This window comes from Streptomyces mangrovi (assembly GCF_900114215.1).
In the GTDB taxonomy this organism is placed as follows: Bacteria; Actinomycetota; Actinomycetes; order Streptomycetales; family Streptomycetaceae; genus Streptomyces; species Streptomyces barkulensis.
Window position 1 is genome coordinate 184,740 of record NZ_FOSG01000004.1, and the last position, 12,449, is coordinate 197,188.

At 75.2% G+C, this 12,449-nt stretch carries 11 protein-coding genes; 6 read left to right on the forward strand and 5 right to left on the reverse strand.

Annotated features, from left to right (window positions below):
- Positions 1-69: 69 nt before the first annotated feature.
- Entirely contained in the window at positions 70-2,334 is a 2,265-nt protein-coding gene (locus tag BM237_RS07405) for a glycoside hydrolase family 3 N-terminal domain-containing protein (protein ID WP_245793470.1), read from the forward strand.
- 145 nt (positions 2,335-2,479) lie between these two features.
- Positions 2,480-2,890: a DUF2267 domain-containing protein gene (locus BM237_RS07410; protein WP_093848721.1), complete on the forward strand. Its 411-nt coding sequence runs from the start codon at positions 2,480-2,482 to the stop codon at positions 2,888-2,890.
- Between the two features lie 200 nt (positions 2,891-3,090).
- On the opposite strand, the gene BM237_RS07415 is transcribed toward BM237_RS07410, so the two are convergent.
- Positions 3,091-3,654 (reverse strand): cupin domain-containing protein, encoded by a 564-nt coding sequence (locus BM237_RS07415; RefSeq protein ID WP_093848722.1) that lies wholly within the window; start codon positions 3,652-3,654, stop codon positions 3,091-3,093.
- A 117-nt stretch (positions 3,655-3,771) separates the two neighbouring features.
- On the opposite strand from BM237_RS07415, the gene BM237_RS07420 reads away from it, so the two are divergent.
- From BM237_RS07420 to BM237_RS07430, 3 genes are all read left to right on the forward strand, one after another.
- Positions 3,772-4,752, forward strand: a complete 981-nt coding sequence (locus tag BM237_RS07420) for an RluA family pseudouridine synthase (protein WP_093848723.1) — start codon at positions 3,772-3,774, stop codon at positions 4,750-4,752.
- 81 nt (positions 4,753-4,833) lie between these two features.
- Positions 4,834-5,523 (forward strand): HAD family hydrolase, encoded by a 690-nt coding sequence (locus BM237_RS07425; RefSeq protein ID WP_093848724.1) that lies wholly within the window; start codon positions 4,834-4,836, stop codon positions 5,521-5,523.
- 227 nt (positions 5,524-5,750) lie between these two features.
- Complete coding sequence (locus tag BM237_RS07430; protein ID WP_093848725.1) at positions 5,751-6,977, forward strand: polyprenyl synthetase family protein; 1,227 nt, start codon at positions 5,751-5,753, stop codon at positions 6,975-6,977.
- A gap of 7 nt (positions 6,978-6,984) precedes the next feature.
- Here BM237_RS07430 and BM237_RS07435 read toward each other — a convergent pair whose 3' ends face one another.
- The 3 genes from BM237_RS07435 to BM237_RS07445 form a co-directional block, all read right to left on the reverse strand.
- Positions 6,985-7,614 (reverse strand): acetoacetate decarboxylase family protein, encoded by a 630-nt coding sequence (locus BM237_RS07435; RefSeq protein ID WP_093848726.1) that lies wholly within the window; start codon positions 7,612-7,614, stop codon positions 6,985-6,987.
- A gap of 161 nt (positions 7,615-7,775) precedes the next feature.
- Entirely contained in the window at positions 7,776-7,991 is a 216-nt protein-coding gene (locus BM237_RS07440; RefSeq protein WP_139238068.1) for a hypothetical protein, read from the reverse strand.
- Positions 7,992-8,527: 536 nt separating this feature from the next.
- Positions 8,528-9,589: a P1 family peptidase gene (locus BM237_RS07445; RefSeq protein ID WP_093848728.1), complete on the reverse strand. Its 1,062-nt coding sequence runs from the start codon at positions 9,587-9,589 to the stop codon at positions 8,528-8,530.
- 376 nt (positions 9,590-9,965) lie between these two features.
- Here BM237_RS07445 and BM237_RS07450 point away from each other — a divergent pair, with 376 nt between their 5' ends.
- On the forward strand, positions 9,966-11,072 hold the full coding sequence (locus BM237_RS07450; protein ID WP_245793471.1) for a PP2C family protein-serine/threonine phosphatase: 1,107 nt from the start codon (positions 9,966-9,968) through the stop codon (positions 11,070-11,072).
- Here BM237_RS07450 and BM237_RS07455 read toward each other — a convergent pair.
- Positions 11,069-12,286 carry a PP2C family protein-serine/threonine phosphatase gene (locus BM237_RS07455; RefSeq protein WP_093848910.1) on the reverse strand — a complete coding sequence of 406 codons (1,218 nt, stop codon included), beginning with the start codon at positions 12,284-12,286 and terminating at the stop codon, positions 11,069-11,071. The two genes, BM237_RS07450 and BM237_RS07455, sit on opposite strands and share 4 nt — an antisense overlap.
- Positions 12,287-12,449: the final 163 nt, after the last annotated feature.

A 12,449-nucleotide genomic window follows, 5' to 3' on the forward strand; every position in this document is an offset into this window, starting at 1 on the left:
CGGCCGGGGCCGGAAAGCCCCCACAGCCGCATGCCCGCAGCGCGGCCCCACCGGAAGGACGGCACCGCCATGAGAAGGACGACGAGAGGAACCCCTGAGCGCGGGAGAGGACGGACACCGGCCGGCACCGCGCTGCGCGGCCGGCTCAGGCGGCTGACCGCGGGAGCGGCGGTGAGCCTGATGGTGGCCTGCAGCCTGAACGGCACCCCCGCCGCGGCGTCGGCCGACGCGCCGCCCGCCTATGAGGATCCGGCCCTGTCGGTGGACGACCGTGTCGAGGACCTGCTGTCCCGCATGTCCCTCGACGACAAGATCGGCCAGATGACCCAGGTCGACCGCGGCGCCCTGGAGGCGCGGCCGGGCGACCTGGCGGCCTACCGCATCGGCTCCGTCCTGTCCGGCGGCGGTTCCGCCCCCACGCCCAACACCCCCCAGGCGTGGGCGGAGATGTACGACTCCTTCCAGCGCGCCGCCCTGTCCACCCCGCTGGGCATCCCCATGATCTACGGCGTGGACGCCGTCCACGGCCACAACAACGTACGGGGCGCGACGATCTTCCCCCACAACATCGGGCTCGGGGCCGCCCGCGACCCCGGACTGGTGGAGCGGATCGGGCGGGCCACGGCCGAGGAGGTCTCCGGCACCGGCATCGACTGGACCTTCGCGCCCTGCCTGTGCGTGGCCCGTGACGACCGATGGGGGCGCACCTACGAGTCCTTCGGCGAGACGCCCGAACTGCCCGGTGCCATGACCTCGCTGATCGACGGCCTCCAGGGAGACTCGCTCGGTGCCCCCGGTTCGGTCCTGGCCACCGCCAAGCACTACATCGGTGACGGCGGCACCACCGGAGGCGATGACCAGGGGAACACCGAGCTGAGCGAGGCCGAGCTGCGCGCGGTCCATCTGCCGCCGTTCCGTGAGGCGGTGGAGCGGGGTGTGGGCTCGGTGATGGTCTCCTACAGCAGCTGGAACGGCGCGAAGCTGCACGGCCACCGCTACCTGATCACCGACGTCCTCAAGGGCGAACTGGGCTTCACCGGTTTCGTGGTGTCCGACTGGGCGGGCGTCGACCAGCTCGACGGACGGGAGGGTTTCACCGCCTCCGAGGTCCGCGACGCGGTGAACGCCGGCATCGACATGGTGATGGTGCCCCACGACTACCGCGGATTCATCGAGCTGCTGCGCGGCGAGGTGCGGGCCGGACGGGTGCCGATGGAGCGCGTCGACGACGCCAACCGCCGCATCCTGGCCAAGAAGTTCGAGCTGGGCCTGTTCGAGAACCCCTACACCGACCGCTCCTACACCTCCACCATCGGCTCCGCCGCCCACCGCGAACTCGCCCGGGAGGCGGTGCGCAAGTCCCAGGTGCTGCTGAAGAACTCCGGCGGACTGCTGCCGCTGGCCGAGTCGGCGAAGGTCTTCGTGGCGGGGAAGAACGCCGACGACATCGGCAACCAGAGCGGCGGCTGGACCATCACCTGGCAGGGCTCCTCCGGCGACATCACGCCGGGCACCACCGTCGTGGAGGGCATGCGGGCCGCGGCCTCGGACCCCTCGAAGGTCGCCTACGACCGCCACGGCAACGGCATCGACGGCTCCTACGACGTGGCCGTGGCCGTCGTCGGCGAGAAGCCGTACGCGGAGATGGAGGGCGACCGGCCCGGCTCGATGGGCCTGGACCAGGAGGATCTGGCCACCCTCTCGCGGCTGAGGGCCTCCGGGGTGCCGGTCGTGGTCGTACTCGTATCCGGCCGCCCGCTGGACATCGCCGGACAGCTCGGCGGCTGGGACGCACTGCTCGCCTCCTGGCTGCCGGGCACCGAGGGCGCGGGGGTGGCCGACGTGCTCTACGGCGACCACGCGCCGACGGGGAGGCTCCCGGTGACCTGGATGCGGTCCGCGAGCCAGCAACCGGTCAACGACGGCGACGGCAAGGACGCGCTGTTCCCCTACGGGTACGGGCTCACCTACGGCGACGCCGGCCCGGAGGAGCCCGAGGAGCCGGAGGAGCCCGAGGAGCCGGACGACCCCGGACAGGCGCCGTGCACCGCCGACTACCGGGTCGTCAACCAGTGGTCGGGCGGCTTCCAGGCCGAGGTGACGGTGCGCAACAACGGCTCCGCCCCCGTCGACGGCTGGCAGGTGCGCTGGACGGCGCAGGACGGATTCACGCTCGGCAGCGTCTGGAACGCCACGCTCACCCGCTCCGGCGACACCGTGATCGCCACCGGCGCGGACTGGAACGCGCGGCTGGCCCCCGACGGTTCGGCGACGTTCGGCTTCACGGCCACCGGCTCCCCGGCCGTACCGGAGACCGTCTGCGCCGGCCCCTGACACGGCCGCCCCCACCGGTCCGGCTCAGGTCCGGCTCCGGCCCGAACCCGCCGTCACAGGGTTCGGGCCGGGCCGCCGGGCGGGTGTTTCCTCCCGTTCCGTCCGGGTACCGGAGCCGGGTCAGCGAAGAAGGGACGAGGTGACCATGCGGTACGACACCTTCCTCGGGCAGGTACAGGCACGTGCCCGGCTGGACAATCCCGGCGCGGCCGAGACCGCCACCCGGGCCAGCCTGGAGACCCTCGCGGAACGCGTCCCGGCCACGGTCGCGGAGAAGCTGGCCGCCCAGCTTCCGCGCGAGATCGGCGAGCATCTGCGCAGGGTCGCGTACGCCCCCGACGAGCCGGTCTCGGGCATGCGGATGAGCACCCAGGAGTTCTTCGACCGTGTCGCGCAGCGCGCCTCGGCCGACCGCCCCAAGGCGATGCACGAGGCCCGCTGCGTGATCGAGGTGGTCGACGAGGCCACCGGCGGGGCGTGCTCGGCGAAGATCCGCCCCTCCCTGGACGACGAACTCGCCCGGGTGCTTTTCTCGGGCAGCTCGGGGCACACGTGAGCAGGGGTGGTGCGGGCCACCGGCCCGGCGCACCGGCACCCGCCGGGGCGCCCGCGCGACGACCCCTGAGACGGTGACCGTGTTCGTCTTCTTCTCCAACCGCACCGGGTGCCTGGGCTCCCTGCTGGTCAGCCTGGCCGGCACGGCCCTTCTGCTCCTGCTGCTCCACAGCTGCCGGGGGCGCTGACCGCCGAGGCGCCCTATGCGGTCCCCGGCGACGGCAGCGGCTCGCCGCACCGCTCGCAGACGCCCGAGCCCGCCCGCTCGTTCAGCCGCCCGCACGCGGGGCAGACCCGGTCCAGCATGCACGGCCCCTCGCCGCCCTCGCCCCGGACCTCGCCGCCGCCCTCGCCGCCGTCGGGGGAGGCGCCGGGGACGGCGTGCCCGGCGGAGGGCGGGCGCACCCCGACGGTCATACCGGGCCGCCGGCGGTGGACGGTCAGACAGACCAGACCCTCCGGGCCCGCCCGGAGGGACCGCCGCGAGGTGCGCGGCAGCCACACCAGGGCCTTGGGCGCGAGCGCCCGGCGTCCGCCGAAGCCGTCCTCCATCTCCCCGCCGCCGGCGACCACCAGCAGCAGCACGTCCAGGTCGTTCTCGGCGTGCTCGCCGACGAACGCCCCCGGCGGCAGACGCACCAGGTTCGCGTCGAGCTGCCGCCCGGACTCGGCCAGCCGCCACAGCGCCCCGCCCTCGTCCGGGGCCGCCCGCGCGATGCGGTCGTCGAGGTCGGTCAGGACGCGGGGGGTCTCCTCGGGGGACACCGGCACCTCCGGGAAGGGGCGTGGACGGGCGTTCCGATCCTACGGCGGCCCCGCCCGGCCGCCCCGGTGGCCGGGCGCCCGCCCCGGTACCGCACGGCACTAGGCTTGTCCTCCGAGATGAGACGCAGACGCCCCGTGCCGCCCGCCCCCCTGCCGCAGCACCACGGGATCGACCCCGTCCGCCTCAGGCTGCCCGCGGACGGCCGCTGGGAGACGGTCCGCGACCATCTGGTCGACCGGCTGCCCGCGGTGGCGCCGGCCCTGATCGACACCATGCTGCGCGAGGGCGCGGTCTGGTGCGCGGACGGCCCGCTGGAGCCCGGCGCCCCGTACCGGCCGGGGGCCTACCTGTGGTTCCACCGGGAGCTGCCCGAGGAGGTGCCGGTGCCGTACGAGGTGGAGGTGCTGTACCGCGACGACGTCCTGGTCGTCGCGGACAAGCCGCACTTCCTGGCCACCACACCGCGCGGCCGGCACGTCACCGAGACCGCGCTGGCCCGCCTCCGCCGCGACCTGGGGCTGCCCCGGCTCAGCCCGGCGCACCGGCTGGACCGGCTCACCGCGGGCGTGGTGCTGTTCACCGTCCACCCCGAGCACCGCGCCGCCTACCAGGGCCTCTTCCAGGACCGGCGGGTGCGCAAGGAGTACGAGGCCGTGGCGCCCCACGACCCGGGTCTGGAGCTGCCGCGCACGGTGCGCAGCCGGATCGTCAAGGAGCGCGGGGTCATCGCCGCGCGGGAGGTGCCGGGGGAGCCCGACAGCGTCAGCCGTGTCGAGCTGACCGGGCACCGCGGCGGCCTCGGCCGCTACCGGCTGGTGCCGGTGACCGGCCGCACCCACCAGCTGCGCCTGCACATGAGTTCCCTGGGCGTGCCCATCCTGGGCGACCCGGTCTACCCGGCGGTCACCGACCCCGCCCCGGACGACTTCGGCCGCCCTCTCCAACTGCTGGCCAGATCGCTGGAGTTCACCGACCCGGTCACCGGCCGCGCGCGCCGCTTCACCAGCCGCCGCACGCTGTCCGCCTGGGACTCCCACCGGGAGTGGGCCGCCGGCGGCGGACCCCGGGGAGGGGGCAGCGCACACCCGTCCGGGTGATCGCACGCCCGGCGGCCGGGGAGTTCCGGGGCGAACGGGAAGACGGCCTTGGAAGGCGAACCGGCGGAAAGGGGCTTGCGGATGAGCGGCGACACAACGGGAAGGGCCGTGCTCTTCGATGTGGACGGCACTCTGGTGGACACCACCTACCTGCACACCGTGGCCTGGTGGGAGGCGCTGCGGCAGGCGGGCCGCCGGGTGCCGATGTCGGTGATCCACCGGACCATCGGCATGGGCAGCGACCAGCTCCTCGCCCGGCTCCTCGGCGAGGACCACGAGCCGGACGAGGCTGCCACCGTCAGCGCGGCCCACCACACCCTGTACGCCGAGTACTGGCCGCGGCTGGCCCCGCTGGAAGGAGCCGCCGAACTACTGAGGGCCTGCGCCGACCGCGGCTGGACGGTCGTCCTGGCCAGCTCCGCGCGCGGCGACGAGCTGGAGGCGATGCGGCGCGCGGTGGGCGCGGACGAGGCGGTGACCGCCGCGACCAGCTCCGACGACGTGGAGGCCAGCAAACCCGCGCCCGACCTGGTGCGCTCCGCGCTCGACCACGCGCGGGTCGCCCCGGAGCAGGCCGTCTTCGTCGGCGACACCGTGTGGGACGTGGCGGCGTGCGAGCGGGCGGGCGTGCCCTGCGTGGGCGTGCTCTCGGGCGGCATCACCCGGCGGGAGCTGGAGGAGGCGGGCGCGGCGGAGGTCTACGAGAACCCCGCGGACCTGCTGGCCCGCCTCGACGCCAGCCTGCTCGCCCGCCGCTCCCGCGAGGGCTGAGCCCCGCCGGCCTCCCGCTCTCCGGCTTCCGTCTTCCCGGGGAGGAGGCCGCCGGAGGTTCTCCGCCGCCGCGGAAGGGCACCCGTCCGCCGCTGTTCCCGGCGCCCTGAAGCCGATGGCGACGAGGAGGACCGCGATGCCCGCCGGCCGTACCCCGCCCGCGTCCCGGCCGACGCGGAGCACCCGCCCCACCGCCCGGCGAGGCGCGACCCCGTGCGAGGCGCCCGATGGCCACGACCGGTCCCGGCGATCCCGGCGGTGACGCTCCCGGCGACGCCCGGAGGCGGCCGCCGGACCCGGCCCCGGACACCCGCCCCGGCCCGGACCGCGGCGGACCCGCGGGGCCCGGCGACGAGTTCCGGCGCGGCCTGGAGGAGACCCTGCGGCGCTACACCGGCCGCAGGTGCGAGGAGGCCGGCGTCCTCGACGGTCTCTTCCGCGCCCGGCCGGCCGCCGACGTCGCACGGTTCACGCTGCACGGGGGCGAACGGAGGCGGGCCGCCTTCCTGTGGTGGGGCTGGCGCGCCGCCGGAGGGCGTCCGGGGGACGGTGACGAGGCCACCGCCCTCCGGCTCGCCGGAGCCCTGGAGCTGCTCCAGACCTGTTCGCTGATCCACGACGATCTGATGGACGACTCCGCGCTGCGTCGCGGCCGCCCGGCTCTCCACGCCGACCTCGCCCGCCGTCACCGGCACGACGGGATGCTCGGCAGTTCCGAGGCGTACGGAGCGTCGATGGCGATCCTCGCCGGAGACCTCGCGCTGGCCTGGGCCGACGACATGTTCGCCGAGGCCCTGCCGGAGGGGCCGACCGGGCGTCGGGTCCAAGAGCCGTGGCGCGCGATGCGCACGGAGATGGTGGCCGGCCAGTTCCTCGATCTGCACGCCCAGGCCGAGGGAGGCTTCTCCGCGCCGACGGCGCTGCGCGTGGCCCACCTCAAAAGCGCCCTCTACAGGGTCGAACGCCCCCTCCAACTGGGCGCGGCCCTGCGCGGGGCGGCCCCCGAACTCGTCGGCGCGCTGCGCTTCGCCGGCCGTCGGGCGGGGCTGGCTTTCCAGCTCCGCGACGATCTCCTCGGCGTCTTCGGAGACCCGCGGCGGACGGGCAAACCGGCGGGCGACGACGTACGGGAGGGCAAGAACACCTATCCGGCGGCCCTCGCCCTGGCCCGTGCCGAGGCGCTCGGCGACACCGAGGCCCTCGTCGTCCTGCGCGAGAGCCTGGGCGACCGGACGCTGACCCCGCAGCGGCTCGCCCGTTTCCGCGAGGTCCTGACCGCGCTGGGGGTGCGGGCGGCCGTGGAGGGGCGGATCGAGCGGCTGAGCGCGCTCGCCCTGGACCGGATCGACCGGACTTGCGACGACCCCGCCGTCCGGCGTGGGCCGGCCGCCCTGGTGCGGGCGGCGACGGGTACGACGGGTGCGACGGGTGCGACGGGTACACGGTCGTCCTGACCGGTGGTCAGCAGCGCACCGGGCCGGGAACGGTCATGCGGAAGGGGCGCACGGCCAGCGAGATCCGGGCGGTGGTGCGCTCCAGGGGCGGGAGCCGCTCCGACCACGAGGTGACCGCCACCCTCTCGAAGCGCGGGGACCCCACCAGGCGGCCCGGAACGAACAGCCGCCGCCCGGCCGGGCCGGAGAAGCCCGGCAGGGGCATCGGGAGCGCCGGGAGCCGGAGCCTTCCCGGGGTGAAGGCCAGCGAGGCGATGGGGCCCTCGTGGTCGGTGACGTGCACCGAGCGGTCCGTCCAGCTGAACGAGGCGAGCCGCTTGGGCAGGCCCCAGATCTCCCGGCCGCCCCGCACCGAGGTGGCGTCGTCGACCCAGATGCGGTCGATCAGCAGCCCGGCGCGGCGGCCGCGCCGGACCAGAGGCCCCATGGCCAGTTCGTCGTAGACGAGGGTGCCCTCCCGGTATCGGACGAGCCCGACCGCCAGCAGGGAGGCGCAGGCCAACGGGCGGAGGTCCGGCGGGACGGGCAGCCGGCCGCGTACCGGCAGAAGCGCCACCCACAGACGCCCCCGGAAGGTCCAGGGGGCGGGAGGGTACGGAGGGGGCGGCCCGCCCGGGGCGGGTGCGGAATCCGGCATCTCCCACGGCTCCTTACCGGCACGGTCGGCGGTGCGGGGACCGTACCCCGTGCGCGGCGGACCATGCGAGATGGACCGTGCCGGAGGGGCGGGGCCCACAACGGCGGGTGGGTGCCCCGCGGCCCGGCCGCGGGGCACCCACCCGGGGCGCCGCCGAGTGATTACTCCGCCGTGGTGGCGTTGCTGGTCATGCAGCCCTTGGTCTGGCTGCCCGCACTCGGGAGCAGGCCGCCCAGGAGGCCGGGGTTGACGTGCTCGGAGCACATCTGGACACCCGACTCGGGGGCGGCCGAGGCGGCGGTGGCGGTGGGGGCGGCGGCGAACAGGACGCAGCAGAGACCGGCACCGACCGCGGACATGCGGACAAGACGACGCATGGGATCAATCTCCTTCGAGACGTTGGGGGACTTCCACCGTGACCCCCGCGCGGCCCGGCCGCGCGGCGGCCTGCTGCATTCGGTCTCCCATGTCACCCGCAGGGATTTGTCGACCTGTCGCCACATCACCCTGCCGCCCCGTCTCCCCGCGGGGTGCCGTCCGGAAGATCCTCAGGAGGCCGGGGGAACGTCCCCGGTGCCGGACGGACGGCGGCCGCCTCGTGCGGGTCCCTGGCGGGCCCGCCGGGCGGCGCGTCCTCCTCCCGGGCCCGGCTTCCTCGTCCAAGGCGAGCCGGAGTCGGGGTGTCTCGGCTCGTTTGGGGGCCGGCCGGGGAAGGGAGGAGCCGGCGGCCGATCTGTGCGGGGGACGGACACCCGGCCGCCGGCGGCGTCAGCGCGTGGAACTCCGCTGACCACTGTGACTCCCTTGCGGGTTGTGTCCTTCGCGTACCCGCCGTTCACGGCGGCACGCATACCGGCGGCACCCCGATGCGACCCCGGCGCCGCCCCGGCCGCCGTACGCCGGCCACCGGACGTCACGGGCCGGACGAGGGCGCCCTCACGGCGAGTTCCCGCAACCGGTCCACCGGCACCGCGGGCACCGTACGGCCCAGCCGGCCGGTCGTGGTGACCGCCGCGCACAGGGCGTTGAGCACCGACTCCTCGGTCGCCCGCAGGACCGCGCCGAACAGCGGGTCGAGGCAGCGGTCGGGCACCGCCGCCGGTGCGCCGCCGCGCGGGGCAGAGGTGCTGAACGCGAGCCCGTAGTCCCCGCTGCCGTGGCCGTAGGAGGCGCCGACCCGGCCCAGGGCGAACACCGCGCGCCGGGCCAGCCGGCCCAACTGCCGGGCGTCCAGCGCCGCGTCGGTCGCGACGACCACCATGCACGAGCCGTCCTCGCCGGGGCCCGGATCCTCGGGCGGGCCGGAAGGATCCGGAAGGACGGCGGCGCCTGAGAGCCGCAGCGTGCCGCCGAAGTTGGCCTGCGTCAGCACGCCCACCCGGACCGGGCCCGCCGGCTCCAGCGCGACCAGCCGGGAGGCGGTGCCGATCCCCGCCTTGAACCCCAGTGCGCAGGTGCCCGTGCCCGCGCCGACGCACCCCTCGGCCACCGGCCCGCCCGCGGCCCCCTCGATCGCGGCCAGCACATGCTCCTCACGCACCGGCCGGGCCCTGATGTCGGAGAGGTACCCGTCGTTGCACTCGCCGACCACCGGGTTGAAGGAGAGCACCCCGGCGTGCTCCGGTCGGGCGAGCATCCAGCTCACCACCGCGTCCGCGGCGCGGAAGGCACAGAGGGTGGAGGTGAGAACGACCGGTGACTCCAGCTGCCCCAGTTCGGCGACCTGGGTGGCGCCGACCAGCTTGCCGTAGCCGTTCGCGGTGAACAGCGCGGCGGGCAGCGGAGTGCCGCCGGGGTGGGGTCCGATGCCCGCCGGGACGACCGCGGTCACCCCGGTGTGCACATCGGGCGGCCTGCGGACGGTGGTGTGCCCGACGGCGACGCCGGGCACGTCGGTGATCGCGTTGTACGGGCCCGGCTCGTCACCGTCCGCCACGATCCCCAGTTCCCGCGCTCGTTGGAAATAATGTGCCATGCGCCACCCTTCCGGTCGTCTCCCGCCGCGGGCCGCCGCGGCCGCGGCGATCAGGGTCCCACCCGGAGAACCACACGTGCGCCGGAGGGCCGGGCGGTGCCGGGGCGTCCTCGGCGTGTCGGGGCAGGGCGCGTGTGCGCACGGGTGACGCGGTGTGCGAATCCCCCGCCGCGGCCGGGGGATGGGGCAGGGTGGGAAGATCGGTTCCGTCCCGTGCGGCACGGGACGTTCCGGCGGAACCCGACCACGAGAGGTGCGGAAGGCGACGGTGCGCGGCCCTGAACCCCCCGGCGGAGCGCGTGCGGCCGGGACCCGGAGGAGGGGATACGTCCCCCCGAGGCTCGGTTCCCGGGCGCTGGCGGCCCTGCTCGTCGTCGTGACGCTGCTGGTGGTGGTCTCCGACTACCTGACCGACCGGGGTCTCGGTCTGGTCCCCCTGCTGATCTTCCTGCCCGCCTTCGTCGCGGGCCGCGGTACGGCGCGGCAGACCGCCGCCGCCGCCGCGTGGGTCGTTCTCGTCCTGGTGGGGCTGCTGGTCTACGACCCGTTCCAGACGGTCTCCGCCAACCTCTCGACGGTCGCCTTCACCGCGGCGCTGGGCGCTCTGAGCATCGCCGGGGCCTGGCAGCGCGGCCGCAGGGACGCGGAGATCACCCGGCTGCGGTCGGCCGCCGCCGCGCTGCAGCGCCAGATCCTGCGCCCTCTTCCGCTGCTCACCGACCGGCTCCTGGCCGACGGTGTGTACGAGCCGGTGGAGGAGGACAGCCGGGTCGGCGGGGACATCTACGAGGTCATGCCCTCGCCGTACGGCACCCGGGTGCTCATCGCGGACGTCCAGGGCAAGGGGCTGCCCGCCATCGGGACGGCCTTCGCGGTACTGGGCGCCTTCCGGGAGGCAGCCGGCCGGGAGCCGGAACTCACCTCGGTCGTGGAGGCCCTGGAGGACGCGGTCGTCCGGCACAACGCCTTCGAGGCGCAGAGCGGGGAGCCCGAACGCTTCGTCACCGCACTCGTCCTGAACACCGACGGCGGCAGGGACGTCCAGGTGGTGGACTGCGGCCACATCCCGCCGTACCTGCTGCGCCGGGAGCGGACCGGGCCGGCGGCCCGGCCGGTCCCGCTGCGGAACTCCGGGGTGCCCCTCGGGCTGGGCTCCCTCGCGCCGAAGTCCCGGGCCGTGGAACGGTTCGGTCTTCCGCCCGACGCCATGTTGCTGCTCTGCACGGACGGCGTCACCGAGGCGCGCGACTCCTCCGGGGCCTTCTTCCCCCTGGAGGAGCGCCTGACCGGGTGGGCGGACGCCTCTCCCCGGGAGGTGGCCGCGGGCCTGCTGGACCAGTTGGTGGCCTACACCGGGGGCAGCCCGGCGGACGACATCGCCCTTCTGGTCCTGCGCAGGAGCGCGCCGCCGGCGCCGGATCGCGAGGCTTCCTCCTCCTCCGGCAGCGGCGGGTTTGGGCCTCCGGGCGCCGGTTCCCGTTAGGCGGTGTGCAGACCGGCCCGGGCCGCGGCCGGGCCGACGGCGTCGGGGCGGGAGCCGAGCCACTCGCACAGCAGGACGGTCGCGTCGTCCTGGAGCCGTCCGCCGTGGTGGCCGAGTACCGCGTGGACCAGGCGGCGCAGCGTCTCGGGCACGGGGAGGCCGTCGGCGTGGTGGCGGATGAGGAAGTCGATGAAGCGGGACAGGCCGAACTCGCGGTCGCCCGGCCCGCGGGCCTCGGTGATGCCGTCGGTGTAGAACACCACCCGGTCGCCCGGCTCGAGCTGCTCGCGGCACAGAGTGCTGTCCAGGCCCAGTCCGGTGCCCATCGGATGGGTGGGCCGGCAGCGCAGCAGGGCGGACCAGCGTCCGCCGCGGATGACGACCGGCGGGTGGTGCCCGCGGTTGACCCAGGAGAACACACCGGTGCGGGTGTCCAGGGCGGCCAGGATCCCGGTGGCGTAACGGGTGTTGCCGAACTGCCGCACCAGGGTGTCCTCGATCGCCTCGCCGGTCTCGGTGAGCGAGGCCCCCTGGCGGCGCAGGTTGCGTCCGGCGGCCACGGCGAGGCCGGCGGTGAGCCCGGCCGCGGTGTCGTGGCCCATGGCGTCGAAGACCGACAGATGGATGACGGGCCCCGCGGTGGCGTAGTCGTAGGCGTCGCCGCTGACGAGGTAAGCGGGTTCCAGGGCGGCGCTGATCACCACCCGGCCGTCGGCGTAGGTGCGCGGGGGCATCAGGTGCCACTGCATCTCGGCCGCGACGTTCATCTCCCGGGTGCGCGTCAGCCGGGCGCCGATGTCGCTGGTCCTGCCCTTGCCGTCCAGCATGAGCGCCGTCAGGGAGGCCAGCAGTCCCATGTGGTCATGGGTGCGGTCGTCGTCGAGGGCGGTGCTGACGTTCAGCACCCCCAGGCGTTCGGTGCCGTCCAGCAAGGGCACCCACCAGCGGTAGCCGTGCGGCCCGGCTCCGGCGGCGGGCAGGGTCTGGCCGTACTGGAAGGCCCGGCCGGGCACGGTCCCCTCGACGGGCAGTTCCCTCTCCTCGGTGTCCGGGAGCGGTCCGGGGCCCGGCAGCAGGCGCAGTGAGTACTGCTGCAGGTCGGCCAGGTAGATCCGGACGTCCCTCAGGCCGGCGGCCACCGCGTGCTCGGCCACGGTGGCCGGCAGCATCTCCAGGGGGGTCAGGTGACTGGCTCTGAGCAGGCCGGAGAGCATGCGGCGGACGGCGAGGTCCCGTTCCGGCACAGTGGCTCCTTACGGTCGTCCGCCCGGCCGGGGGTCGCTCCGGCGGCGTCGGCGGTGGGCCGGGGGCGGCCGACGGGAGGGGGGGGGAGATCCGCCGGCCGCCGGTACGAGGGCGTCCGGGCACCGGTTCGCG